Raw genomic sequence first — 26,752 nt, forward strand, 5'->3', positions numbered from 1 at the left:
TGCCTTCATGTCCGTCCTCATCTGCGGCTCCATCGCCTACGACACGATCATGGTGTTCCCCGATCGTTTCAAGCAGCACATCCTGCCCGACCAGATACACATCCTGAACGTGGCCTTCCTGGTGCCCGACATGCGGCGCGAATTCGGTGGCTGTGCCGGCAACATCGCCTACAACCTGAAGCTGCTGGGCGGCGAGCCGCTGATCATGGCCACGGTCGGCCACGACGCCGGCCCCTACATGGACCGCCTCGCGTCGCTCGCCATCCCGGCGACCCATGTGCGACGCGTCGACACCGCCTTCACCGCCCAGGCCTTCATCACGACCGATCTCGACGACAACCAGATCACCGCCTTCCACCCGGGCGCGATGAATGTGTCGCACGAAAACAGCGTGTCCGATGCCGCGGGCGTCAAACTGGGCATCATCGCGCCCGATGGCCGTGACGGCATGATTTCGCACGCGCGCCAGTTTGCCGACGCCGGCATCCCGTTCGTGTTCGATCCGGGTCAGGGCCTGCCGATGTTCGGCGGCGACGATCTGCTGAATTTCCTGGATCTTGCGCGCTGGTGCACGGTCAATGACTATGAAGCCCGCCTGTTGTGCGAGCGCACCGGTCTGACCGAAATGCAGATCGCGGAGCGGGTCGAGGCGCTCATCGTGACGCGCGGCGCCGAAGGCTCGCGCGTCTACACCGGTGGCTCGGTGACCGAAGTGGCCTGCGTGCCGGCCGACGCGCTGACCGACCCGACCGGTTGCGGCGACGCCTACCGCGGCGGCCTGCTGTACGGCCTGTCGCGCGGCGCTGACATCATCGCCTCGGCGCGTCTGGCGTCGGTCATGGGATCGATCAAGATCGCCAGCCGGGGCGGGCAGAACCACCTGCCGACGCGAGACGACGTCGCCGCCCGTCATCGCGCCGCCTTCGGCACTGCGCTGGCCTTCTGAGGGCCAGGGCGACGGTTGGGGAGCCGAAACATGCGCTCACCATTGGCCGGCTGACGCACCGTGCGGCGCGCGGTAAAAGGTGAACATGGCCGCGATGTCGCGGCCGAATACGGAGAAGCATCATGAATCGCATCGCATTGCCCGCCCTGTTGCTGGCCGGCATCGTTCTCGCAGGTTGTCAGTCCAGCCTGTCGGGAGACACCTATTCGCGCGAACAGGCGCGGCGCGAAATGTCGGTCCGCCAGGGAACGGTCGAAAGCGTCCGCGCGATCACGATTGAGGGCACGAAATCGAACATCGGTACCGCTGCGGGCGCAGCAGTGGGCGGTCTGGCCGGCGGTCAGGGCTCCACGGCGGGTGCCATCGCCGGCGCCGTGGTGGGCGGTGTGGCCGGCGCCTTCATCGAGGAAGGTGCGACCCGCCGCAAGGGGCAGGAAATCACGATACGGCTCGACACCGGCAATGTGATTGCGGTGGTGCAGGAGGGCGACGAGAAGTTCGCGATCGGCGAGCGCGTCCGCCTGGTCGGCGCCAGCGGCAACACCCGGGTGACGCGCGCGCAATGAGCGTGTGCCCGTGCGGCAGCGGTCGCCTCGCGGCCGACTGCTGCGCACGGCATCACGCCGGCGAACCGGCTGCTACGCCCGAAGCATTGATGCGCTCGCGCTACAGCGCCTACGTGCTCGGTCTGACCGACTACCTTCTCGCCACCTGGCACCCGACGACACGTCCGGCCATCCTGACGCTCGACGAGGTTGGGTTGAAGTGGCTGGGGCTGGATGTGCGTCGCTGCGCGATGCAGGACGCCGATCGCGGCACGGTCGAATTCGTCGCCCGCAGCAAGCTGGGCGGACGCGCGCACCGGCTGCATGAAACGAGCCGCTTCGTGCGCGAGAACGGTCGCTGGTTCTACCTGGACGGCGACTTCGCGGCCTGATTGATCCCTCGGAATCGACCCACCGAAGACGCCTCCGCCCGCGGATGCTCAGTAGTCGTCGGCGCCAGCGCTTTCCTCTTCTTCGTCCTCGTCGTAGCCATCGACCGCCTCTTCCGCCACGCGGGCTTCAAGGAAGGCCTTGAAATCATCCGGGTCGGTGAATTCGTCGATGAACTCGGCAAGGATGCCGACGACGGTATCCGGATCCCATTCGCACTCGTCGGCGGCGTCGTGAATCAGCTTTTCGGCACTCATTGCTTTCTCCCGAAGGACTGGAAAGATGCGCAGGGCGCAGTGCCGGAAAGCCTAGCACAGGCCGATCCGCGCTTCATCGTGCAGCGCGTCGAACATGTTGTGAAGCGCGACCACGTCAAACGCCCGGAGCCTTGCCGACGGTGTCTGCGTTCTGCCCGAACAGCAGCTTGCTGGAAAGCTCGTCGACCACCGGTTTGTCGCTGATCTGCACACCCCGCAGGTACGCCCGCACGGTGGCCGCACGGTCGCGGATGCTTTCGTGCCAACGCTTCAGATGCGGAAAGTCGTCCAGATTCATCTGCTGGCGCTTGTGCGGCACGGTCCATGGGTAGCTCGCCATATCGGCGATGCCGTACTGCCCGCCGGCGATGAAGTCGCGATCGGCCAGGTGCTTGTTCAGCACACCGTACAGGCGCGAGGTTTCGTCGACGTAGCGGCGTATCGCGTAGGCGATCGGTTCCGGCGCGTACTGCACGAAATGGTGGTTCTGGCCGGCCATCGGGCCGAGCCCGCCGACTTGCCAGAACAGCCACTCCAGCGTCTGCACCCGCTGGCGCAGCCCGCCCGGCATGAACTGACCGGTCTTCTCGGCCAGATAGAGCAGGATGGCGCCGGACTCGAACACCGACAGCGGTGCGCCGCCATCCGCCGGCGCATGGTCGACGATGGCCGGCATGCGGTTGTTCGGCGAAATGGCGAGAAATTCCGGCCGGAATTGTTCCCCGGCGCCGATGTTCACCGGCACGATGCGGTGTTCGATGCCGGATTCTTCGAGAAACATCAACACCTTGTAGCCGTTGGGTGTGGGCCAGAAATGAAGGTCGATCACGATGTGCTGCCCCGCTGTGGTCACGTCCATCGACCGTAACCGCTGCCCGCAACGCGCGCCAGTTGCATCTCGCCCTGCGTGTGGCGAATGCCTCGCGCACCCACCACGTACAATGCGCGGTTACTGCCTCTTACCGCACGCCGCATGCTCCGTCACGCCATCATTCCGGTCACCCCGTTCGAACAGAACTGCACCCTGCTGTGGTGCGACGAAACCATGAAGGGCGCCGTGGTGGATCCGGGCGGCAATCTCGAACGGGTGCTGGCCGAAGTCAAACGGCAGGGTGTCACGCTGGAAAAGATACTGATCACGCACGGCCATCTCGATCACGCCGGCGCCACGCTGGATCTGGCCGAACAACTCGACCTGCCGATCGAAGGCCCGCACCCGGACGACAAGTTCTGGATCGACGGCTTTGCCGTGCAGTCGCAGATGTTCGGCTTTCCGCCGTGCCGGCCCTTCGTGCCGACGCGCTGGCTGGCCGACGGCGACACCGTCACGGTCGGCAACGTGACGCTCGACGTCGTGCATTGCCCGGGCCACACGCCGGGTCATGTGGTGTTCGTCGACCGCGTCGGCCGGCTGGCCCAGGTCGGCGACGTGCTGTTCGCCGGGTCGATCGGCCGCACCGACTTTCCGCGCGGCAACCACGCCGACCTGATCCGCTCGATCCGCGAAAAACTGTTTCCGCTGGGCGACGATATCCGCTTCATTCCGGGCCACGGCCCGATGTCGACGTTCGGCGAAGAACGCCAATACAACCCACACGTTGGACAACGCTGACATGCAGCTCGAACGCATCCTGCAGAGCCAGGGTTTCGGTACCCGCCGCGAATGTCGCGCCCTGGTGCGCCTCGAACGCGTCACCGTGCGCGGCGAAATGGTCGACGACCCGTTCGTCGACGTGGACACGGCTGACCTTGACTACACCGTCGACGGCGAAGCCTGGCGCTATCACTCGCCATCATACGTGATGCTGCACAAGCCAGCCGGCCACGAATGTTCGCAGAAGCCCAAGCACCATCCGGCGGTGTTTTCGCTGTTGCCGTCGCCGCTGGTGGTGCGCGCAATCCAGTGCGTCGGCCGGCTCGACGAAGACACCACCGGCCTGCTGCTGCTGACCGACGACGGCCAGCTGATCCACACGCTCACGTCACCGAAGCACGGCGTGCTCAAGCGCTATGTCGCCACCGTGAAGCATGCGGTGGATGATGCAATGCTCAAGGCGCTGGGCAGCGGCGTGGCGCTGAACGACGCACCCGACGTGTCGGTCGCTGCGCATGCGGTCGAGCGGCTGGACGAGCACCGGATCGCCATTACCATCGGTGAGGGCAAGTACCACCAGGTCAAGCGCATGGTGGCCGCTGCCGGCAACCGGGTCGAGGCGCTGCATCGCGTGGCTGTCGGCCGGCTCGAACTGCCGGCCGATCTGGCGCCTGGCGAGTGGCGCTGGTTCGATCCGGCAGAGGTGTGACGCCATGATCCATACCGATCCGCTGCAGGCGGCAGCTGAACGTCTGGTGTCGGCGGCGCCGGCCGACGTCAAGGAAGACGCGCTCGAGCGCGCGCTGCGCCCGAAGCGGCTCGACGAATACATCGGTCAGGTGAAGATCCGCGAACAGCTCGACATTTTCGTCGCCGCGGCGCGCGCACGCCGCGAGCCGCTCGATCACGTGCTGCTGTTCGGCCCGCCCGGTCTGGGCAAGACCACGCTGGCGCACATCGTTGCCGCGGAAATGGGTGTGAATCTGCGCCAGACCTCCGGCCCGGTGCTGGAACGCGCCGGCGACCTCGCGGCCATCCTCAGCAACCTCGAACCGAACGACGTGCTGTTCATCGACGAAATCCACCGCCTGAGTCCGGTGGTGGAAGAAATACTCTACCCGGCGCTGGAAGATTTCCAGATCGACATCATGATCGGCGAGGGCCCGGCAGCGCGCTCGATCAAGCTCGATCTGCCGCCGTTCACGCTGGTCGGCGCCACCACGCGCGCCGGCATGCTGACCAATCCGCTGCGCGACCGTTTCGGCATCGTCGCCCGGCTCGAGTTCTACACCGCCGAAGAACTGGCGCTGATCGTTCGCCGCTCGGCGCGCCTGCTCGACTGTCCGATGGATGACGCCGGCAGCGTCGAAATCGCGCGTCGCTCGCGCGGCACGCCGCGCATCGCCAACCGCCTGCTGCGCCGTTGTCGCGACTACGCACAGGTGAAGGCCGACGGCGCCATTTCACGCGAAGTGGCCGACGCCGCGCTGACCATGCTCGACGTGGACAGCCTCGGGCTGGACATGATGGACCGCAAGCTGCTCGGCGCCGTGATCGACAAGTTCGACGGCGGCCCGGTCGGCGTAGACAACCTCGCCGCCGCGGTCGGCGAATCGCGCGACACGATAGAAGACGTGATCGAGCCGTATCTGATCCAGCAGGGGTATCTGCAGCGCACGCCGCGCGGGCGCATCGTCACCGCGGCCATCTATCGCCACTTCGGTCTGGGTACGCCCACACCGGCGATTGCGTCGCTGTGGGACGACGCGAAACCCGCCGGCTGAGTGCTCAGTCGGCTGCGCGCACAGCCGCCACGGCAGCGATCCGCGCCGCCTGCACTTCGCGCGCGATGGCGGGTCCGCTGTCCGGCGACCCCGGCTTGCGCTTTTCGGCCATCGATCGCGCAATGGCGCCCGCATCGACCGCCCTGAACGCCGCCGCCGACCTGCGCACGATGTCCGCCTGCGGATAACCGGCGGCGTCGAAGCCGGGCCGGCTGCGCTGGTCCGCTTCGCAGGCAAGCAGCATGTCGGCCAGCCGCTCCGGCTTGCGCATCACGTCCAGCCGCTCCAGCAGTTTCACCATGGTGTCGGCGCGCAGTTCGGCGGCGCGGTGGATGTTGGTGTGCTCCTGGGCGACCAGCCGGCCGATGTCGGCAATCTCGGTCGGCACGCGCAGGCGCCCGGCCAGCGCGTGCGCCAGTTTCACGCTGCGCGCTTCGTGGGCGATGTGGCGCGGCCATGCTTCGCGCGGTGTCGTGCCCTTGCCCAGATCGTGCGCCAGCAGCGCCCAGCGCGTCGCCAGTGACGCATCGTGTGCGGCGGCCCAGTCCAGACACTGCAGCAGATGGATGCCGGTATCGATTTCGGGGTGGTGCTTTTCCGGCTGTGGTACGCCGAACAGCGCATCGACCTCGGGCAGCACGACGGCCAGCGCACCGCAATCGCGCAGCACGGCCATCATGCGCGAAGGGCGCGCTTCCATCAGGCCGCGCGACAGTTCCTGCCACACGCGCTCGGCCACGAGGGCGCCGGCTTCGCCCGCCTCGACCATGCCGCGCATCAGCGCCAGCGTTTCCGGTGCGACGGTGAAATCGACGAAGCGGGCGGCAAAGCGGGCCAGCCGCAGGATGCGCACCGGGTCTTCGGCAAAGGCGGGGCCGACATGACGCAGCACGCGCGCCTCGATGTCGGCCCGACCGTTGCAGGGATCGAACAGCGTGCCGTCGTCGGCCCGTGCGATCGCATTGATCGTCAGATCGCGCCGCTGCAGATCTTCTTCCAGCGTGACCGATGCATCGGCATGGAACACGAAGCCGCGGTAGCCGGGCGCGGTCTTGCGCTCGGTCCGCGCCAGCGCGTATTCCTCGTGCGTGTCGGGATGCAGGAAGACCGGAAAATCGCGGCCGACGGGCATGTAGCCGGCGGCGCGCATGTCTTCGGGCGTGGCGCCCACCACCACCCAGTCGCGGTCACCGGCCGGCAGCTGCATCAGCTCGTCGCGAACCGAGCCGCCGACGCGGTAGATGCGCATGTTATCTGCGTGCCTTCGAGCGCGCGCGCTCGAAGCGGTCGGTCGGCGTGAAGTCGGCCAGGCAGCGGCCGATCTCGCTTTCCAGCAGCGCCGGCGTAAAGCCGAACGGCAACGTGCAGCCGGCGTCGCATACGTTGTCGACGCTCATCGAACGCAGGTTGTCGCGCGACATCAACGTCGGGCCCGGCGCCAGCTCGAGCGCCAGCGCCTGCAGCGATGCCAGCGGCCCCGGCAGGCCGATGACGCAGGGATCGCGGCCGATGGTGCGACCAGTCAGCTGCACCAGTTCGCGCATCGTGTAGACCCTGGGCCCGCACAGCGGATACAGCTGACCGATGCTGTCGTCGCTGTCGAGCGCATGCACGATGCAGCGCGCCACGTCGCGCACATCCACCGGTTGATAGCGCGTGTCGGCGCCAGCCAGCGGCATCACCGGAAACAGCTTCAGCAGCCGCGCGAACAGGCGCAGGAAGCATTCGCCGTCGCCGAACACCAGCGACGGCCTGAATATCGTCCATTCGAGTCCGCTGGCGCGTACGGCGTCTTCGCCTGCCGCCTTCGATCGCTGGTATTCGGCGGGTGCGTCAGCGGCTGCGCCGAGTGCGCTGACCTGCACCATGCGGGCTACACCCGCTGCCTTCGCTGCCGCGGCGACGGCGCGTGGCAATGCGACGTGCGCGCGTTCGAAGTCTGCACCCCACGGGCTGCCGCGGCGCGAATGCAGGATGCCGACCAGATTCACCACGGCATCGGCGCCATGCATCAGGCGGTTCAGCGTGGCGGCGTCATGCACATCGGCTTCGACGACATCGACCGTCGGCAACAGGATGAGATGCTTGGCGCGGTCGCGCCGGCGCGTCGGCACGATGACGCGGATATTGCGCTCGGCAAGCAGGCCGGCAACGTGGCTGCCGATGAAACCGCTGCCGCCGATCAGGAGAACTGTGGAAAAGGACATCGCGCTCACTCTGGTTGAACAACGGCGATCATGCTACCAGCGTCGCAGCAGGGGGATGCGTGACCGGGATCAAGGCGTGTGCCGGCCGCGGCGCGATCCAGTGCGCGCGGCCTCTTATATCGGATCGTCCGGCAGCGCGCCCGGACCCGGCCGTATCGTGCCCAGGCGCTGCTTGAGCCCGGGGCTGTCCGGCTGTCCGAACACCAGGCTGTACAGCACTGCGTTGGCCATCACCTTTTTCACGTAGTCGCGCGTTTCGTTGAACGGAATGGTTTCCGCGTAGATCGCGCCTTCAAGCGGCCTGGCCGCGCGCCACTTCCTGGCCCGTCCCGGCCCGGCGTTGTACCCGGCGCTGGCGAGTACCGGGTGATCGTCGAGGCTGTCCAGCACCAGCCGCATGTAGCTGGTGCCGAGCAGCAGATTGGTGTCCGGGTCGGCGATCTGCGATGGCTTGTAGCCGTTCAAGCCGATTTTCTTGGCCACCCACTGGCCGGTGGCCGGCATCACCTGCATCAGGCCCTGCGCGCCAGCCGAAGATTTCGCGCGCGTGATGAAGCGGCTTTCCTGCCGCATCAGCCCATACACCCAGCTCAGATCAAGCGAGCGGGCGTGCACATGTGGTTCGACATCGCTGCGCATCGGTGCGAGGTAGCGCAGCGAGTAGTCGTGTTCCAGCGTCGTGCGATCGGCGCTGTTGATGGCGCGGTCCCACAACTTGTGGCGCAGCGCCACGTGCGCCGCGGTGAGCAGGGCGCGGTCATCGGCTTCGCGGATGGCCCAGTTCCATTCGCGTACCGCCTCGGTGCGCAGGTCGAGCTCGAACAGCTTGAGCGCGCGCGCGATCGCCGGCGTCGCCTCGGCGCGACGGATTTCATCGACCGATGGTGCTGTGGCCTGCGGCGGCAGTCGATGCGGCTGATCGAGCTCTTCGGCGGCCAGCAGGCCGTAAAAGTGCGGCTCGCCGGCAATGCGCCGCCACGCGGCGTGCGCCTGATCGACGTGTCCGGTCGCGCTGCGCGCCCGGCCGTCCCAGTAGATCCACTCGGGCTTTTCGGCCAGCGCCTGCGGCATGCGGCCGATGATGTCGCGCAGCACCTTCCAGTTTGTTGCGCGCAGCGCGGCGCGCGCGCACCAGGCCAGGGCTTCTTCGCCCTGCAGCGCGTCATCGGCCGATCGGCACCACTGCACCGCGCGCGTATCGTGCTGCTGCGCGCCCTGCCAGCCAAGTTGCTCGAAGGCATAGCCGCGCTCCCCGACGCTGAAGCGGTGGGCGACCACTTCGAGGCTGCGTTCGGCGCCGCGCACGTCGCTGCGCGCGCGGCGTGCGATGGCCATCAGCGCCAGTTCGCGCCCGCGCCGCGTGATCGAGAAGTTGGCCGGCTGTCGATCGAGCCAGCGCGTCGGGTTGCTGACGATGTCGTCCAGCGCGCTGGACGGCGGCTGGGCGGACGCCGGCAGCAAGGCGAGCGTGCTGCGTGCCAGGCCGGGGCGGCGCAATTCCATGTGACGGCGCGCGCGCAGCCACACTTCATCCTCGGTCAGGCGGCCGGCATCGAACAGGGCGGCAAACACGGGCACGCAGGCGGAGGGCGGTTCGTCCATCGCTGCCCACAGCAGCTTGGCGTCGGCGAGTGCCGCCTGTTCGGCGGCATCGAGCCGGGCGCGCAGCGCGTGACAGCGCAGATCGGCTTCGGGTGTCGGCGAGCTCTGCGGCAGCAGCGCGTACTCGGCACGATAATCGCTCCACTGTTCGGCTTTCGCGAGCTGGCGCAGCCAGTCCGAACGCAGGCGCTGTGCAACGAGCGTACCGGCGTGTTGTTCGAGGAAGGCGGCGACGCGGTCGGGCGAGGCGCGGTCGAGATCGAGGCGCAGCCGGTAGTAGTCGATGTAGGACGCCAGAACGTGCGACTGCAGTCCGGCGGCGTGGCGTTCGAACGCCTGCCGGTTGCCGGCGGAAAATGCATCGCGTGCCGCGACGAAGGCGGCGTCCGCGTTGGCCTGCACTGCCGGTGCGAACAGCACAAGCGCGAACATGAGAGGACTGATGGCGCGCCGGAGGTACGCGCCAGGGTGGAAATGCATGGGCATCTGCTATCGTTTTCGCTTGCTGATACTCATGATACCGCCCGCACGTGAATGTTCCCGACGATCGCGCCCGACGGCGCGCAATTCGCCTGACGCTGGTCTCCCGGCGTGAAGCCATGCCGGCGACCGCGCTGGCCCCATGGCATTCCGCCATTACCCGCCATCTGGAGGCATTGCTGGCGCAGCTCGCACCCGCCTCGATCGGCTTCACCTGGCCCTACCGCGGCGAATTCGATGCGCTGGCCGTCGTGCGCGACTGGCTGGCCGGCGACGCTGTGCGCTGGGCGGCGCTGCCGGTGGTAGGGGAAAAAGGCCAGCCGATGACCTTCCGTCGCTGGACACCTGAAAGCCTGATGGCGACCGATCGTTACGGCATTCCTTATCCGGTGGAGGGCCCGTCGGTGGTGCCGGCGCTGCTGCTGATCCCGTGCAACGGTTTCGACGCACGCGGGTTCAGGCTCGGTTACGGCGCCGGCCATTTCGACCGCACGCTGGCCGCGCTCACGCCGGCGCCGCGCGCCGTCGGCATCGCCATCGAGGACGGACGACTCGACGATCTGGACCCGCAGCCGCACGACATTCCGATGGACTGGATCGTCAGCGAAGCCGGGGTGTTCGGGCCCTACCGATGAGCGACGGGCGAAAGCAAGCCGGCGTCTTTGCTCGGCATCGGATTGACGTGTTGCTAACGAGATCTGAAGACGGCGAGCAGCCAAACCAGAATCTGTTGCTATCGGCAAAATCGTATTTGATCTCCATCAGAAGCGGTAACGGATGAACCCGGAGCGCCCAAGGTCGCCCCTACGGCCCGTGCCGGAACGTCGGCGCCAGACAGATCAAGGCCGCAAGCCCGCCCAGAATGAAGCGCCCCCCTTGCGCAAGAAAAGCCTTCCAGGCAAGGATGGGGGAGGTAGCGTCAGGCGAATGAGCGTCCCGATGTAGTTCCCAGAGATAGGCGTCCAGCGCAAACGGCGCGTCGATTGCGAAGAGCGCCGCAGCAAGTGGGGCCATCACGAGAAGCCTGAGCGCCCATTCGCGGTAATTTCTCGCCGGCCATCCCAGTACCAAGGTGACCAGGATACTGGGTGCAATCAAAAAAGCGCCAAGCGGTGTGGTCACGACAGCCTCCGCTCGCGGGTCCGCAAAAGTCACCTGTGAGCCGGTGACAATCAGTTCACGAATGCCGGCCTTCATGTAGATCACAGTGTCAGCACCAACGCGGTCAATCCGCAGCACACGCACAACATGATTGTGGTCGATCAGATCGATCACCATGCGGATGGGGCTAAGCAGGTGCGCCATCAGCGCTTCGCCTTGCCATATGGCAAGAATGGCTACCAGGCTTGCTGACGCAACAAGCCGGAGTGCCAGAATCGGTGCGCTCACCGATACCATTGTGCAGACGCATCCTCAGGGACCGGCGCCCTGGCCATGACGGTGTGAACGTACATGCCCAGTACAAGCACCAGTGCGAGGGGGCCCACGTAGTTGTGCAGCCAATCGAACCACATGGGATCGGTTCGCCAAGCGAAGAACAGTCCGGCGATCCTTGCAACGTTGAGCAACCACGCCAGAAAGAGGCCGGCAACCCAGCCGAAGAGCCGCCAAGGCCACGTAAGGGGTGCCACCGCAAAAGCTGCTGTGATCAGCCACAGCAGTTCCACGCCGTCGCAGCCCTGAACGAGGTTGATACCGCCCCCGATGGCCCGGATGCGGGTGCCCTCTGCGATTACATTAGCGTCCGGGACAATCCACCCGACGAACATCGTTGCGACCGATACGTTCAGCGTTTCCATCCAGGTACGCCAGACGGCACTGCCCTCCAACACTGACCACGTGACCTGGAGTAGCAAGAAAACCGAGCCAAATCCGACGACCCGGAGCCATGGCAAAGAGCGATGCTGATCCGTCGCTTGAGTGGCCATCTACGCGTCACTCCCTTGAACATTAGTTGGGGTGGAGAACTATGCACAAAGGCTGACGGTACAAGCTCCGACAACGGGATTTACACCCTTCATGAAAAATTCATAATCCGGCTTGGCCCTGTTGAAGCAAGGGTTGAGCGCTATGACGTAGTGCTTCCGGATTACGACTGTCACAGGATGTTAATGATCGAGCCATAGCTTCCCGTCATCTGGAGCCGCGTAGTTTGGTGGGTAGCCAAAGCGCTGCTTCGGTCATGCGCGGGGGGTGCTGAGGCGATGTTCAACCAGGTTGATCTTCGAGCGGGAGTCCGTTGCCGGCTCCATATCGCATTGGCGGGCGTCATGGCTTGCCTTGCTGGGCAGGTCGCATTTGCCGATGTCAATCAGGCTCGGGTGCAAGGTCTGAAGTATCTGGTGCAGACCCAGCGCGGAGATGGGAGCTGGTCATCAGCGTTGGGAGATCTTGACGTCCAGGCTACAGCCAACGCCATCCACGCGATGGGGCGCGGTGGGCTGCGAGCCTCTCCGAATTATGCGTCAGCCCTGTCCTGGATCGCCAACGCAGAGTCACAAAGCACGGATAGCCTCGCCCGAAGAGCGATTGCTCTTTCCGATGGTGGGTTGGGGCTTGCGGCACAAACGATTGCCGATGAGCTGTACGAAACCCGGAATGTGACGACGCACGCCTTGTGGGGCGGTTATGAAGGTCATGCCACCAGCTATTTCGATACTGCGCTCGGCCTGTTAGCCCTTCGAATCGCCGATAAGAATTTCGATGCCAAGGTGTCCGGGCCGGTCGTTAGCGCGGTGTGCGAGCTCATGGTCAATCGGGTTGTACCCGCGGCAGGCCAATCGGCGTGGCCGATGGCACCAGCAGCGCCCGGCCAGCCGATCACGACAACCCGTCCGTCGGTAGTTGCCACCGCACTGGTAATGGGTGAGCTGGAAGCGCTTCGGGCGAGAGGGGCAATCAGCTCGGTCAGCTGCAATAGCGTCACCTTCAACCTTGCCACGGTGGTCGGCGAAGCCAGCGCCTGGCTCCAGCCGCGACAAAACGCGAGCGACGGCGGGTTTGGTGAGCTTCGCTCAAATGGGACGCAAGGGGTGTCGAGTGTTTTTGTGTCGGCAACCGTCTATCAAGCGCTCGCCAGCTTGCCCTCGCCGCCGCAGCCGGCTGCGAGCAACGCATTGAATTATCTGGTTGCACAGCAAAACCCGGATGGGAGCTGGCGCGGGGACGCCTTCATGACCACACAGGTCCTGGCTGCCATCGTGCCAGCGACTGGCGCGCAGTCGCTGGACACCGATAACGATGGCATTCCGAACGTCGTCGAACAGGCACTGGGCCGCAACGAGCTGGTCGCTGATTCGGCGGGGGCACTGGCAGCACCTTCCTTGTCCGTGCCGGGCGTGACCGCCACGTCCTTCGCAGCACAGGGGCAGGTGGGCGTCCCCTTCACCTATGCGATGCAGACCGGCGGTTCGCTGATCAGCATTGTGTCAGGGGCGCTTCCGCCGGGGCTGATGTTGAACACGACAGATGGTGTGATTTCGGGAACACCGGCACGAGGGGGCAGCTGGAGCTTCGAGTTCGAGCGACAAGTGTCCGGGGCCCCGCAAACGGTGATTGGCCGCATCGACGTTGTCTCCGCACAAGACCCCGGTTCAACAGACGGCGATGTGCCACTTCCGGGCTGGGCGTTGCTTGCGTTGGGTGGCGCGCTGCTGGGTGCCGTGCAACGTCGCACAAGGCGATAGCCCTCTCCCGGCAGACCAACTCCAGCACATCGTTTCGATTCACTGATTCTCGAAGTCCCATTCATTCCGGAGCTCAATCATGTGTGCCTCCCGATCGCTGCTTGCGCTCATTTTTCTTCTCGCCTCCGGTGCGATATCCGCTGCCGATGGCGTCGGCAGCAACGCAAGCCCCTTGCGCCAGCTCAACGATGACGTCGTGCGGATGGCGCGTGACTCGCTGGGCACGCGTGACTTTGCGCCGGCGCTGGCGGTTGAGAACTTCACCCGTTCGGTGATCAACGACGCGAAGGTCGAGCAGGAGCAAGCAGCGACACCCTCCGATCTTCCCGCAGGGCGCAGATTGCCCGCTGCAACCGGATCGAGGCTTGCACCTCGTCGTGGCGAACTGAGTACGTTGCGAGCAGCAAGCCTCGAAGAGCTGAGCCGAATGCGAAAAAGCCTTCTGGCGCTGGGCGCGTCCGACGGGGTGACTCACCTCGATTCGATCACGGAGCGGGTGGCTGATCGCTTCGATCGCGTCGATGCGCTGTTTGCGCGCGTCGAGAATGCTTCGTCCATGGGCGAACGAAGGGCCGCAATACAAGCCCTGACGGGCGTTTTGCAATCGCTTCGCGCACCAGAAGAGCGCCCAAGTCTCGTTCCTCCCTCGACGATGCAGGAGGCGACACCCGCGGGCGCGCCCGATCTGTCCAGGCCCAGCAGTGTGCTGCCCCAGTACGTTCTGGATAGCCCACCCGCCACCCATGCTGAGTACGCTCTGAACGGAGGAGCGCTGATCCGGGTTGCCCAGCCGGCGCCTGTGGCGGCTGACGCAATGACCGACTGTGCCGCCGTGGCCACCGACCTGCAGGACGATGCAGCGGGTACCGCCGCGGCAGGCAACGTGAGCCTGTCGCCACAAATCCGCGCCCTTGCCGAGTCTCTGGGTCATTCACCGGCGCGCATCCTGCGCTGGATGCATCAGAACATCGCGTTCGAGCCGTACCGGGGTGCACTCAAAGGTGCCGAGACGGTCCTTCAGACGCGTCGCGGAAACTCGACCGATCAGGCAAGCCTTCTGATTTCCCTGCTTCGCGCGTCGAACGTACCGGCACGGTATGTCCGCGGCACTGTGATGCTGACCGATCCGGCTTCTACCGACACTGCTGACGGTCGCGCCCAGCGATGGCTAGGCACCAAAACCTATCAAGGGTCTGCACGTTATCTGGCCAGCGCCGGCATTCCAGCGGGCCGGCAGATCCTGAACGCAGCCACTGTGGGTGTTTATTTCGACCACGTCTGGGTCCAGGCCTGCCTGCCTAGTTCCGGCTACCGTGGCCACGCACTGGAGCAGACTGGATACCGGTGGCTGCCGCTCGATCCGGCGGTCAAGGACAGCGGATACGAGAGCCGGATTGAGGTGGATGTCTCCCTGTCCGACACTGACTTCTACGGGCCGCTGCTTGCGGGGCGCACGGACAAACTGCCGCAGGAAATTCTTGCGGAAAAAACCGGGCAACAGGCTCGTTTGGTCGAGGCCGGCGCAGCGCTGGAAGATGTAATGCCTCGGATAAGGCCGAAGGTCACGAGATTTGATGTCATCCCGGTGACCCTGCCCTATCAGGTTGTCCAGTTCTCGAACTGGTCGGGATCGAGTTCGCCCGAAACGGCTGTGCTGCCGGATCAGCACCAGACCAAGTTCGATGTTCGCGTGCTGAAGAACGCGAGCACGCCGTGGCTTGCGGCGACCTTGACCTTCCCGCGAGATCTGCGAAAAAGACTGACTGTGGCGTACCGGCCGACGGCGGCTACCCAGGCTGCCTGGAACGCCTGGGGCGGCGATATCGACGCATTGCCGGCCGGGTCGGTTCGCGTGGTGCCGCAGATACGGCTGGACGGGACAACCCTGGCTGAAGCCTCCGAGGGTACTTCCGAGCCCCTGGCCTTCAGCCATTCGCTGTTGATGAAGGTTCGCCACGCAGACGCAATAAATGGTCGGTGCGTCAAGGACGACGGAACGACCGCTGATGGCCCCGATGCGGGAACTGAACCCGATTACGACCCCGACGTGTCGTGTCTGAACAAGGCGGTCTATCAGTCCATCAAGGCCGGTGCTTACTTCGCGCTCGGTGTAAACGGCTGGCAGCATTCGCAGGCTTACTTCGAAACCATTCTGGACCGGCTCAGTTCGGCAGTCAGCGCAGCGCCTACAGCGCCCACGCCGGCAAACGGAGCGGCTTACGAGTCCTCGGTGGGGGACTTTCTCCATCTCGTCCTGCAGAGCTACATCAAGCAGGCGGATGAGGCCGAGATGTTCATCGCCGAGAGCCGCGGCCATCGGTCTTCCGGCCTGTACGACATCGGTTTGACCACCTCCACGCTGGAAACCCGCTACATCTTCGATATTCCAATTGCCGTCACGCCAGGTGGCGCGCTGATCGATTTCATCGGAGGCCTTTACGCATTTACGAATGCGGACGGCTCCGTCACCGAGACGCCGGCAGAAAGACAGGCCCGAACGGACCTTGCTCGCCTGAACATTTATGCAGGATCGGCCCTTGAACATCACATCTGGCAGGAATCGATGCGTACGGACGCCGTCTCCACCGTGCGTGGCCTGCAATTCGCGTCGGAATCCAGTATTCCGTTGCGCCGCTTCGACAAGAACAACATCGGCCAGTACGACACCCTGACTGACGCGAGCATGGCGTCTTACAAGGGTGCCATCGAGGCCGCAGTCACCGGTTCAGACGGAGGGCAACACGGGGTTGTCACCGTCCCCGCGTCAAGGATCGAGTATCCCGACCCGGTGAATCCGACAAGCAAGTGGCGCGGCGCCGTCTTCATGGCCGAAAACAGCGTGACTGGGCAGTACGGCGCCATCATCGCCGGCTCAGTCGTGGCAGGTGGCGGCTACGCCTTGGTCAATCCGACCCCGTTGAACCTTGTATTTACGCCCGCTCCGAGCGCCCCCGGCTCTGTGGTGAGTTTCAACAGCGGGCAAGGCATCTTCACGACACTCCCGGGCGGCACCAAGGGCGACAGCAGCTGGATCAGCAAGGCAGGGGACCCGGTGAACATGCTGACCGGGAACTACATTCACAACGAGGTGGATTTTTCGGTTCGCTCTCGGGGTGGCCTTCCGGTCGTGTTCGAGCGCTGGTACAACGCGCAGACTCCCGAGGACGGGCCGCTCGGCTTTGGCTGGACGCATTCGTTCAACCACCAGATGCGGTTCTATGGCGTTGAAGGTGGGCTCGCCAAGGTGGGCTGGGTCAATGGCACGGGCAGGGAGCAGTTCTACTCGACCACCAGCCACGCGGGCGGGAACATCAATCCGGGCGCCGGATTGACCGCACAGGCGGGCACCTTCGCACAACTCGTTCGCCTTGCAGATGGCACCGGCCGCTACCGCGTGACGGAAACCGGCGGGCTCAGCTACACGTTCGAGTCTGTGACCGCGCCCGCGGCCGTCCAGACGCCGGCAACGGCGCCCAAAGCGCGATTGCTTGCGATTGCCGATCGGTATGGCAACACGCTGACGCTGAACTACACCGGAACCCAACTCACGAGCGTCACCGACAGTCTCGGCCGTACCGCACTGAGTTTTACGTGGACGGGTAGTCGGATCACCCAGGCCAGGGACTTCACCCACCGCACCGTTGTGTTCGGCTATGAAGACGGTCAAGGCAATCTCACGCGCGTACAAAATCCCAAGGGCGAGGCCAGTACCTATAGCTACTACACCCTGGCGGACGGCCCTAAGCTCGCTCACGCCATACGCCGCCACACGAAGCCCCGCGGCAACGGCATCGAGTTCGAGTATTACGCCAGCGGCCAGGTGTTCCGGCACACGAACTTCGACACCAGCGCAAGTCTGATTCCGGATTCCGCGCTGACCTTTCACTACAACCCGTATCGCAGGGAGTCCTGGACCGTCGACAGCCGTGGGTCCGAATCCCGGTTTGTCTTTGACCAGCGGGGCAACACCGTCAGTCAGTCCGTCGGTAATGGCGGGACCTACGTGTACGCGTACGATCATCCGACCAATCCGCACCTGCGCACGGCGATGACCGATCCGGCAGGGCGCCAGACCCGCTACACCTATACCGCCGAGGGCTACCTTGAGACGGTGGTCCAGCCGTCTGGTGCGGTGAGCGAGATGCGCGACTACACGGTGTTCGGTCAGGCGCGCCGGCTCAAGGATGCGCGCGGTAACTGGACGCTCAAGCATTTCGCCGCCAACGGCTCACTGACCGATGAGGTGCGGCTGCGAGCCGGTGTGACGCCGACGGCGGGCGTTGCGCCCGCTGCGGGCGATGTGCTGGCCTGGACCAAGTTCCAGAGCGACGAATCGGGCAATGTCACGGGTACGAAGCGGCTGCGCAGCTTCACTGGCGCCAATCTTGGCGGATTTACCAGCGGAACGGGCCCGCTGGTCACCTCCACCTTCGATGGCAACCGGTTCAACCGACTGACAATGACCCGCGCGGGCAACCGCAACGGCCAACAGGTGGGCGAAACCACGCCCAGTTTTGGTTACGACGCACTGGGCCGCATGACCTCGGGTGTCGATGCGCGCTGGTATCCGGTCACGTTCGACTACGATCCGCTGGACCGGCTCCATAAAACCCTGGACGGGCTGGGGCAGCCGCGGGAATTCAGTTTCGACGCCAACGGCAACCTGACGGCCCTTGAACTCGTGTCGGGCAGCAACCGTTTCGATTCGATGACCGCGGTGTTCGATGGCCAGGACCGGATGATCCGGCGCCTGGACAATGCGGGCAACCGCACGGCCTGGACTTACGACGGCGTGGGCAATGTGCTGGATGTGCAAAGCCCGGATGGCTACCGCATCGGGTTCGCCTACGATCTGGCGAACAGGCCCTTTCTGGCGCAGGACGAACAGGGCCGCATGGTCATCACCAGCCTGGACGTGATGGGCCGGCCGCTGGCCGTGACGGACCCGACCGGTGCCGTCACCGAATACGACTATCACGGCGATGATCAGGACGGACGGCTCGCCCGCATCCGGGTGCCCGCCATTCCGGGCCAGGGGGGCGGCCGGGCGGTGGAATTCGACTACGACGCGGGCGGGGTCCCTACGCAAACGCGCCGGGTCAGTGCGGGGGGTGCGGCGCGTGCGAACGTGAGCTTTACCGATGCGATCGGGCGCATCACCCGATCGCTGTCCGAACCGGAGGATGGCGGGCAGCGTCTGCAGGTCTGCTACCGATTCGACGGGCTGTCGAACCTGACCGAGGTGTGGGCGGGTCCGACGACGGACTTCAGCAGTGCCGAGTGCAATTTTGCGGACAGCACTTTAAAGCTTCAGCAGTCCTCCACCTGGGATGACTTCGGTAACGAACTGACCCGTACCGATGCGCTGGGGCGCGTCTGGCAATTCAGGTACGACTACTACGGTAATCTGGAATCGAGCCAGACACCCGAGCAGGCCACAACGGGCGCCTGGACCACCTATGGCTACGACCCCTCGCTGCGCGGCCTGCTCAAATCGCGCGCGGTGCCCGGCAGTGGGGCGGCGGGCCAGACGGCAAGCTGGACACGCAATCCGCTGGGCCAGGTGACGCGCGCCGAAACCAAAGACGGCAGCGGTGCAACGCTGGTTGCCTACGACTACACCTTCGATGTCGCTCACCGGCTCGAATCCGTCACCGACAGCCGGGTGGGCCGCGCCATTCAGTACGGCTGGACACCGGGCGGGCGGCTGTCGAGCATATCGCTGGGAGCCGGCGCAGGCGCAGGCACTGAGGCCGCGCTGTGGCGCTTCCAGTACGACGGCACGGGCCGGCTGACCGGCATCACGGCCCCGAACGGGCAGACCGTCGCCATGTCCCTCGATGCGACCGGCCGCCTGACAGAAAAGACCTGGCCGGATGGCGCGCGCAGCACCTACGCCTGGCACCCGGAAGGCAGTCTGGCCAGTCTGTCGCACTCGGCCGGCAGCCGGGTGCTGTTCGAACAGAGCTTCGGGTTCGATGACTGGGGCAATCGCAACAGTTCGACCGAGACACACGACCAGACTGCGATTACCCGCGGCTACACGTTCGATGCGCGCGACCGGCTCAAGACCGAAACCACGGGCGGCGTGGCACGCAGCTTCGGTTTTGACGTGTTCGGCAACCGCACGAGCCGGACCGAAGGCAGCAGCACGACAAGCTACCTGTTCGACGCCGCGCACCAGTTGAAGGAAATCCAGGGCGCGAGCAGTGGCCGGCTGGTCTACGACCGCAGCGGCAACGTGAAGAAGTATTGCAGTGGCAGTGCCAGTGGTACGGACACTGACTGCGCGGGCACGGATGTGCTGGCCCTGGCCTGGAACGGCCTGAACCAGCTCATCCAAGCCACTAGAGCAGGTAGTTCCGAAACCTACGCCTACGACGACAGCGGCCGGCGGATCGGGAAGACAGCGGGCGCCAGCACCACGCGCTATCAGTACGACGGCCCGGACATTCTGGCCGAGTATGGCGGCGCGTCGGCCGAGCCGATTGCGCTTTACGCACACGGCGCGGGCATGGATGAGCCGCTGATGCGCCTGACCGGAGATGCGGAGTCGCCGCAGGCGCAGGTGGCGTACTACGTTCAGGACGGTGTGGGTTCCATCGTTGCAGTGGCGCAGACGCAGGACGTGGCGAATCAGGCGCGGGAACCCGGGGCCGTGCTGTCGGCCACCGGCAGCTTCTCGACGGCGAACTACCCGGTGGGCGACCTGGCCAACGGCGTGACTGTCGTGTCGGATAACGAGGGCTGGGTGGGGGTTGTGGCCCAATCTGCTGCGGTGACCCTTGCGCTGCCAGCTACCCGTGCGGTGGAACGGGTGGAACTGATGGCGGTGACCAACTATCGGCCGGCCGCCTATGTGATCGAGACCCGCAATGGCGCAGGCGCCTGGATGCAGGCCGCCGCCGGAAGTGGCACAGACTTCGCGCCATGGTCTGACGGGGCGAGCGTTCGGGCGGTCAAGAGCTTCAATCCGGTCGTTGCCAGCGAAGTGCGCGTGAGATTCACGAGCGCGACCCACGCGAGTGGCCTGGTCTGGCTGACCGAGCTTCAGGCGTGGAACACGTCCGGGCAAACGACGGCCGCCCAGCGCTTCGATGCCTGGGGCAAACTGGAACAGGCGGCGGGCGCGGTGCCGACCTGGGGCTACACGGGACGCGAGCCTGACGCCACCGGGCTGATCCACTACAGGGCGCGTTACTACCACCCCGACATCGGCCGGTTTGTGAGCCGTGACCCGCTGGGTCTCGCGGCCGGGATCAACCCGTATGCGTACGCTGACGGGAATCCCGTGCTGTTCAATGATCCGGATGGGTTGATGGCGGCGTTGGCGTGGAATTCGGCTTCGAGCTACGTGTCGCAGAACGGCACGCGGCTACTCGACGGTACGCAGACGGTGCTCGACGTGGCAGGGCTGGTGCCGGGCTTCGGCGAGCTTGCCGACGGTGCCAACGCGCTGATCTACCTTGGACGGGGCGACAACACGAATGCAGCCCTGTCGGGCGCGGCCATGATTCCCTTTATCGGCTGGGGCGCCACGACGGCGAAGGTTGTGGGGAGGGTGGATAATGCGGTTGACACTGCAATTCCTTCTATCAAAGCAGGCTCTGCAGGAGGCGTGACAGCGGGTAAAGCGTTTCCTCAGGCAATCAAGGACGCTGCTAACGCGGAAAATCCGTTAAAGGTCTGCGTTTTTTGCGTCCGCGAAGGTGTGGCGACGCAGGTCGATCATGCGATACCAAAGGCCCGAGGGGGCAATGCGACTTTGGATAATGCCCAGCTAGCGTGCCCACATTGCAATGCCTCGAAAGGAGCGAGAGACTTCCCCGTCAACCCGCCGCCGGGTTACTTCGGCAAATGGCCGCCGTCGCAATGAGGAAACTGATCTCATGAAATACCAAGCAGGCGAACATGTAGCTGTCCACTCGTCTCCGATCTGGCGTGATCGCGCAAATTTTGTCTTCGCGGCTCATCAAGGGGCGAAAGATGGGAGTAACGAGTGGGAGCAGTTATGGGGTCAAGAGGTGGCGCCGCGACGATTTGTCGTCTGCTGCATACCCTTCTTCGTGCGCGATGTTTCTCTCGGCGATGAGGTCGAAGTCGACGCCAACTTCGTGCTCAAACGCGTTGTACGCGCCTCCGGTCAAGTGACCTTCCGAGTGTGGTTCGGTGGCAAAAGCGGCGTGAACCGCCAAGAGTTGCTAAATGAGATCACGGCAATGAGCCCGTTGATGGAATGGTCATCAGAGAACTTACTTGCGCTTAGCGTGACGCAAGCAAACGCGCCACTTATAGCGGATTACCTGCAACTGCGCGAGAACGAAGGAAGGCTGCAGTACGAAACGGGCCGTAGATAGAAGAAGGAAGAAGTAACAATAGAGGACGTAGCAAAATGTCCCCGATCAATATGACTCCTCAGAATGCAGGCACAGCCCGAACAGGATCGCCAGCTTCCTTCCGATTGAATCACCACCGCTCTTTCATAATCTGACCTGACAAGCCGCTTCGCGGGAGCGCCTCGCCAGCCGGTCGCCTGACAGAAAAGACCTGGCCGGATGGCGCGCGCAGCACCTACGCCTGGCACCCGGAAGGCAGTCTGGCCAGTCTGTCGCACGCCGCCGGCAGCCGGGTGCTGTTCGAACAGCGCTTCGGGTTCGATGACTGGGGCAATCGCAACAGTTCGACCGAGACACACGACCAGACTGCGATTACCCGCGGCTACACGTTCGACGCACGCGACCGGCTCAAGACCGAAACCACGAATGGTGTGACACGCAGCTTCGGTTTTGACGTGTTCGGCAACCGCACGAGCCGGACCGAAGGCAGCAACACCACCAGCTACCTGTTCGACGCCGCGCACCAGTTGAAGGAAATCCAGGGGGCGAGCAGCGGTCGGCTGGTGTACGACCGCAGTGGCAACCTCAAAAAGTACTGCAGCGGCAGTGCCAATGGTACGGACACCGACTGCACCGGCACGGATGTGCTCGCCCTCGCGTGGAACGGCCTGAACCAGCTCATCCAGGCGAGCCGGGCAGGAGCGGGAGCGGGCAGCGCCGAAACCTACGCCTACGACGACAGCGGCCGACGGATCGGGAAGACTGCAGGCGCCAGCACCACGCGCTATCAGTACGACGGCCCGGACATTCTGGCCGAGTATGGCGGCGCGTCGGCCGAGCCGATTGCGCTTTACGCACACGGCGCGGGCATGGACGAGCCGCTGATGCGCCTGACCGGAGATGCGGAGTCGCCGCAGGCGCAGGTGGCGTACTACGTTCAGGACGGTGTGGGTTCCATCGTTGCGATGGCGCAGACGCAGGACGTGGCGAATCAGGCGCGGGAGAGCGGGGCCGCGCTGACGGGTACGGGCAACTACTCGACGGCGACCTACCCGGTGGGTGACCTGGCCAACGGCGTGACTGTCGTGTCGGATAACGAAGGCTGGGTGGGGGTTGTGGCCCAATCCGCTGCCGTGACCCTTGCGCTGCCAGCTGCCCGTGCGGTGGAGCGGGTGGAACTGATGGCGGTGACCAACTATCGGCCGGCCGCCTATGTGATCGAGACGCGCAATGGCGCAGGCGCATGGGTGCAGGCCGCCGCCGGAAGTGGCACAGACTTCGCGCCATGGTCTGACGGGGCGAGCGTTCGGGCGGTCAAGAGCTTCAATCCGGTTGTTGCCAGCGAAGTGCGGGTGAGGTTCACGAGTGCGACCCACGCGAGTGGCCTGGTCTGGCTGACCGAGCTTCAGGCGTGGAACACGTCCGGGCAAACGACAGCCGCCCAGCGCTTCGATGCCTGGGGCCAACTGGAACAGGCGGCCGGCTCGGTGCCGACCTGGGGATACACGGGACGCGAGCCTGATGCCACCGGGCTGATCCACTACCGGGCGCGCTACTACCACCCCGACATCGGCCGGTTCGTGAGCCGCGACCCGTTGGGTCTGTCGGCCGGGATCAACCCGTATGCCTACGCGGACGGGAATCCGGTGCTGTTCAATGATCCGGATGGGTTGATGGCGGCGTTGGCGTGGAATTCGGCTTCGAGCTACATATCGCAGAACGGCACGCGGATACTCGATGGTACGCAGACGGTGCTCGACGTGGCAGGGTTGGTGCCGGGGTTCGGTGAGCTTGCCGACGGTGCCAACGCGCTGATCTACCTTGGACGGGGCGACAACACGAACGCAGCCCTGTCGGGCGCGGCCATGATTCCCTTTATCGGCTGGGGCGCCACGACGGCGAAGGTTGTGGGGAGGGTGGATAATGCGGCCGATGCCGCAAGGGGGCCAGTGATCATCGGTGAAACGATGGCGCGAGTCGAACAAGCGGCGGCCAAGATACCCGGATCAAAAATCCTGAACGATATGCCGGACTTTAGATCGATGGGCATGAATGCCGATCAGGTAACAAGCTCCATGATGCAATCCAATCGGAAGTGGATACTTGAGCAAATGCGGAGTGGACGGCAGATAATCGACATCGGAGCGGATGCGAATCGAGCAACGCCCAGCATCTTCTACCAGATGGAGCAGAACATGCTGAAAAACTATCAGAAGCTTCATCCTGAATTTAGCGGTGCTATCAGCCCATGAACGGTCAGGACTTTTTGCGAATTGCCAATGAAGCCTTCGTCCCGTTTTTGAAGGGACTCGGCTTTGTGATGGATGAGCCTTCCATCAGTGGACGATTTTACCGTGTTAGCTTCACTGGTCCCGCTCATGCCGTCTTGGTGTCTTATGAGCCCGGCGATGACGCCCTTTTCGTCATGGTGTTTAGTCGCAAAAATGGCGAACTGTCCGACATTGATGATCGAACGAAAACGCCGCGCCTTGCCGATCTGAATAGTCGTTATATGGCAACCGTCACGAACGAGGAACGCACAGAGAATGAGGCGGCTTTTGAATCCGTGGCTGCGAGCGATGAAGAAGAGCGTCTCTTGCTGAAAGCCGCAAAAGAGCTTCGTGTTGTGCTTCCAAAGTATCTCGGTTCCTAACTCCAGCGCTTTGACGCCTGGGGCAAACTGGAACAGGTGGCCGGCTCGGTGCCGACTTACGGTTACACGGGACGCGAGCCGGACGCCACCGGGCTGATCCACTACCGGGCGCGCTACTACCACCCCGGCATCGGCCGGTTCGTGAGCCGTGACCCGCTGGGACTGTCGGCCGGGATCAACCCGTATGCCTATGCGGACGGAAATCCGGTGCTGTTCAACGATCCGGATGGGTTGATGGCGGCGTTGGCGTGGAATTCGGCTTCGAGCTACGTATCGCAGAACGGCACGCGGATACTCGACGGTACGCAGACGGTGCTCGACGTGGCGGGGCTGGTGCCGGGGTTCGGCGAGCTTGCCGACGGTGCCAACGCGCTGATCTACCTTGGACGGGGCGACAACACGAACGCAGCCCTGTCGGGCGCGGCCATGATTCCATTTATCGGCTGGGGCGCCACGACCGCGAAGGTTGTGGGGAGGGTGGATAATGCAGCGGAGGTGGCGAAGGGGGCAGGTGAGGCAAGCAGCCTTGTGAAGGCGGTTTTAGAAATTATGATTTAATTCAAAGGGTTGGGCGTGGAAATTTGGACGTTTTTGAAAAATCTTGCATCTTGCGGGCATCTACGCCCAGCGACCAGAAAGCTAGGAGCGGAACACAAATGAAAACCCCGGCTCAAGGCCGGGGTGGGTATTCTAGGTCTTAAGTGAAGGGTCGTAGACTTTCATCCATTGGAACCCTTCATCAACCTTACGCTTAGTATAGAAACTTGAAGGCGCGCTCGTCAAGCGTAGCGGTTCGCACCCGGCATCGGGCCAAGAGATAAATTCGCAGGGAGAAAAATGCCAAAAACGCTTCTGTACCGCCCGACCCTTATCGACCAGCTAATTAGCAACGAGCGCATCAACAGCTACCAGAGCGTCTTCCAGCCCTCCAATGACGTCGAACTTATGGGTGTTTACCTCTGGAATGCCCACGTGAGTAGTGCAATCTACCCCATCATCGGGGCAACTGAGATCTCCTTGCGCAACGCCGTTGATCGGGCGTTGCGTGCGCACCTTGGGAATTTCTGGTGGTCAGGAGCAAAGCTTCGGTACCGTTCCTTCGCCCCAGGCGTCTCTCCTCCGCAACCGGTTAAAGCGGTACGCGACAACTTCGTCAAAGCTACGCGGAAGTTCGTCGCTGAGCAGCGCAGCCGATACGGCGTGACCGGCGCTGTCGCTCCAAACCACCATGGAGTGATGGCCAAGACGGAATTCTCAACATGGGGCTTCATGCTGGACCAAGAGTTTATGGGCAATAGCTTGATTTGGCCAAGCCGTCTGGGTACCGTCTTTGCCGGTGCTTGGCCGAGTTCACATGCAGCTTCTACCCTCTCCTATGCTCACGACTTGGTTTCAACCGTCCGCGATTTTCGAAACCGCTTGTTCCACCACGAACCCGCGTGGAAACGATTCGGCGTACGGTCGGAGGCGGATGCACTGATACACCTGCAGGAAAAGATCGGGAAAATTGAGAGTCTGCTGGCGTTGATCCATCCCGAGAACCTCCGATTATTTGAAAAGAACGGATTTCTCAACATTGCTCGGCGCGCGTGCACTTCTCACGAGATACGGCGATTTCAGCATCTTACGCAGACGTACAAAGTGAACTCCTTGGGGAAGCTTCAGTCTTTGGTAGCTCGCGGGGGGCTCGATAACAGCGTAATCCGGGCAAAGCTCTATTCGGGCCAGCAGCGACAATTTCTTGTTACACCGGTTTAAGCGTGTCGCACGCAAGCTAAGTGATTCCTCGCTGTTTGGGAGAGATGCCTTCAGTGAATACAAGTCCGGGATGGGAGCCCCGTCAGGGGTTCGTACGGGAGAGAGCGCTATCGCGCTGGAGGAAAAGCGGGTCGGGTTCATTTCCAGTGTAGCAAAGCCGGGCGCGCCCCCGACATGAATTTCATAAATTACGTTTTAATTCAACGATTTGGGTGGGCAAAATTGAGTGTTTTTGGATAATCTCGTCTCTAATGAGACAAGTAGGCGCTGTTCTTGTCTCTAGTGAGACGACGTGTCTTCCTGAAGTGAGACGGATGACGATAAGTCACTGAAATGACTCAATAGACATTCTTGTCTCTAATGAGAATCTACGCCAGGCCTACAACCAGGCGGGCGGCAGCGTCGACGTGGCGGGCGCGATCGCCTATCTCACCAGCACCCAGTTGGCGGGCAGCGACAAAGGCTGGGTCCTCGGCCAGGAAACGAGCAGTGACCCGGTCACCACGGCGCAGGC

20 protein-coding genes and 1 pseudogene are annotated in these 26,752 nt (G+C 63.8%); 14 read left to right on the plus strand and 7 right to left on the minus strand.

What is annotated here, in order from left to right; translation table 11 throughout:
- Positions 1–7: 7 nt before the first annotated feature.
- From Q8Q80_RS03625 to Q8Q80_RS03635, 3 genes are all read left to right on the plus strand, one after another.
- Positions 8–946, plus strand: a complete 939-nt coding sequence (locus tag Q8Q80_RS03625; RefSeq protein ID WP_305631611.1) for a carbohydrate kinase family protein — start codon at positions 8–10, stop codon at positions 944–946.
- Between the two features lie 122 nt (positions 947–1,068).
- Positions 1,069–1,512: a glycine zipper domain-containing protein gene (locus Q8Q80_RS03630; protein WP_069038690.1), complete on the plus strand. Its 444-nt coding sequence runs from the start codon at positions 1,069–1,071 to the stop codon at positions 1,510–1,512.
- Positions 1,509–1,883: a YchJ family protein gene (locus tag Q8Q80_RS03635; protein ID WP_305631612.1), complete on the plus strand. Its 375-nt coding sequence runs from the start codon at positions 1,509–1,511 to the stop codon at positions 1,881–1,883. Before Q8Q80_RS03630 ends, Q8Q80_RS03635 begins: the two co-directional genes overlap by 4 nt.
- A gap of 48 nt (positions 1,884–1,931) precedes the next feature.
- Here the strand turns inward: Q8Q80_RS03635 and Q8Q80_RS03640 are convergent, their stop codons facing one another.
- Positions 1,932–2,138 carry a hypothetical protein gene (locus tag Q8Q80_RS03640; protein ID WP_305615711.1) on the minus strand — a complete coding sequence of 69 codons (207 nt, stop codon included), beginning with the start codon at positions 2,136–2,138 and terminating at the stop codon, positions 1,932–1,934.
- A 115-nt stretch (positions 2,139–2,253) separates the two neighbouring features.
- Complete coding sequence (locus Q8Q80_RS03645) at positions 2,254–2,967, minus strand: glutathione binding-like protein (protein ID WP_371132688.1); 714 nt, start codon at positions 2,965–2,967, stop codon at positions 2,254–2,256.
- Positions 2,968–3,111: 144 nt separating this feature from the next.
- Between Q8Q80_RS03645 and Q8Q80_RS03650 the strand changes: the two genes are divergently transcribed.
- The 3 genes from Q8Q80_RS03650 to ruvB are packed head-to-tail and all read left to right on the plus strand — an operon-like array spanning position 3,112 to position 5,516.
- Positions 3,112–3,750, plus strand: coding sequence for an MBL fold metallo-hydrolase (locus Q8Q80_RS03650; protein ID WP_305631614.1), 639 nt, complete (start codon positions 3,112–3,114; stop codon positions 3,748–3,750).
- 1 nt (position 3,751) lies between these two features.
- Complete coding sequence (locus Q8Q80_RS03655) at positions 3,752–4,441, plus strand: pseudouridine synthase (protein ID WP_305631639.1); 690 nt, start codon at positions 3,752–3,754, stop codon at positions 4,439–4,441.
- A gap of 4 nt (positions 4,442–4,445) precedes the next feature.
- Positions 4,446–5,516 carry a Holliday junction branch migration DNA helicase RuvB gene (gene ruvB / locus Q8Q80_RS03660; RefSeq protein WP_305631615.1) on the plus strand — a complete coding sequence of 357 codons (1,071 nt, stop codon included), beginning with the start codon at positions 4,446–4,448 and terminating at the stop codon, positions 5,514–5,516.
- Between the two features lie 4 nt (positions 5,517–5,520).
- Here the strand turns inward: ruvB and Q8Q80_RS03665 are convergent, their stop codons facing one another.
- From Q8Q80_RS03665 to Q8Q80_RS03675, 3 genes are all read right to left on the minus strand, one after another.
- A complete protein-coding gene (locus Q8Q80_RS03665; protein ID WP_305631616.1) occupies positions 5,521–6,765 on the minus strand; it encodes a multifunctional CCA addition/repair protein in 1,245 nt (414 codons plus the stop codon).
- 1 nt (position 6,766) lies between these two features.
- Entirely contained in the window at positions 6,767–7,723 is a 957-nt protein-coding gene (locus Q8Q80_RS03670; protein WP_305631617.1) for a complex I NDUFA9 subunit family protein, read from the minus strand.
- Positions 7,724–7,837: 114 nt separating this feature from the next.
- Positions 7,838–9,757 carry a lytic transglycosylase domain-containing protein gene (locus Q8Q80_RS03675; RefSeq protein ID WP_305631618.1) on the minus strand — a complete coding sequence of 640 codons (1,920 nt, stop codon included), beginning with the start codon at positions 9,755–9,757 and terminating at the stop codon, positions 7,838–7,840.
- A 98-nt stretch (positions 9,758–9,855) separates the two neighbouring features.
- Here Q8Q80_RS03675 and Q8Q80_RS03680 point away from each other — a divergent pair, with 98 nt between their 5' ends.
- Entirely contained in the window at positions 9,856–10,440 is a 585-nt protein-coding gene (locus Q8Q80_RS03680) for a 5-formyltetrahydrofolate cyclo-ligase (RefSeq protein WP_305631619.1), read from the plus strand.
- Positions 10,441–10,609: 169 nt separating this feature from the next.
- On the opposite strand, the gene Q8Q80_RS03685 is transcribed toward Q8Q80_RS03680, so the two are convergent.
- Both Q8Q80_RS03685 and Q8Q80_RS03690 read right to left on the minus strand, forming a co-directional pair.
- Entirely contained in the window at positions 10,610–11,194 is a 585-nt protein-coding gene (locus Q8Q80_RS03685) for a hypothetical protein (protein WP_305631620.1), read from the minus strand.
- The gene (locus tag Q8Q80_RS03690; RefSeq protein WP_305631621.1) at positions 11,191–11,604 is read right to left on the minus strand and encodes an exosortase/archaeosortase family protein; all 414 of its coding nucleotides are present in this window, start codon (positions 11,602–11,604) and stop codon (positions 11,191–11,193) included. The genes Q8Q80_RS03685 and Q8Q80_RS03690 overlap by 4 nt, the downstream gene beginning before the upstream one ends.
- A gap of 405 nt (positions 11,605–12,009) precedes the next feature.
- On the opposite strand from Q8Q80_RS03690, the gene Q8Q80_RS03695 reads away from it, so the two are divergent.
- The 7 genes and pseudogenes from Q8Q80_RS03695 to Q8Q80_RS03725 all read left to right on the plus strand — a co-directional run bounded on the left by Q8Q80_RS03695 (position 12,010) and on the right by Q8Q80_RS03725 (position 26,238).
- A complete protein-coding gene (locus Q8Q80_RS03695) occupies positions 12,010–13,491 on the plus strand; it encodes a prenyltransferase/squalene oxidase repeat-containing protein (protein WP_305631622.1) in 1,482 nt (493 codons plus the stop codon).
- Positions 13,492–13,570: 79 nt separating this feature from the next.
- On the plus strand, positions 13,571–21,367 hold the full coding sequence (locus tag Q8Q80_RS03700; protein ID WP_305631623.1) for an RHS repeat-associated core domain-containing protein: 7,797 nt from the start codon (positions 13,571–13,573) through the stop codon (positions 21,365–21,367).
- 13 nt (positions 21,368–21,380) lie between these two features.
- Positions 21,381–21,848 (plus strand): DUF4265 domain-containing protein, encoded by a 468-nt coding sequence (locus Q8Q80_RS03705; RefSeq protein ID WP_305631624.1) that lies wholly within the window; start codon positions 21,381–21,383, stop codon positions 21,846–21,848.
- A gap of 272 nt (positions 21,849–22,120) precedes the next feature.
- Positions 22,121–24,079 (plus strand): RHS repeat-associated core domain-containing protein, encoded by a 1,959-nt coding sequence (locus Q8Q80_RS03710; RefSeq protein WP_305631625.1) that lies wholly within the window; start codon positions 22,121–22,123, stop codon positions 24,077–24,079.
- Positions 24,076–24,480 carry a hypothetical protein gene (locus Q8Q80_RS03715; protein ID WP_305631626.1) on the plus strand — a complete coding sequence of 135 codons (405 nt, stop codon included), beginning with the start codon at positions 24,076–24,078 and terminating at the stop codon, positions 24,478–24,480. Before Q8Q80_RS03710 ends, Q8Q80_RS03715 begins: the two co-directional genes overlap by 4 nt.
- A 21-nt stretch (positions 24,481–24,501) precedes the next feature.
- A pseudogene (locus Q8Q80_RS03720) lies at positions 24,502–25,038 on the plus strand (RHS repeat-associated core domain-containing protein); the annotation flags it as partial.
- 279 nt (positions 25,039–25,317) lie between these two features.
- The gene (locus Q8Q80_RS03725; protein WP_305631627.1) at positions 25,318–26,238 is read left to right on the plus strand and encodes a CAAX protease; all 921 of its coding nucleotides are present in this window, start codon (positions 25,318–25,320) and stop codon (positions 26,236–26,238) included.
- Positions 26,239–26,752 lie beyond the last annotated feature (514 nt).

The organism is Methyloversatilis sp. (assembly GCF_030698125.1).
Lineage (GTDB): Bacteria > Pseudomonadota > Gammaproteobacteria > Burkholderiales > Rhodocyclaceae > Methyloversatilis.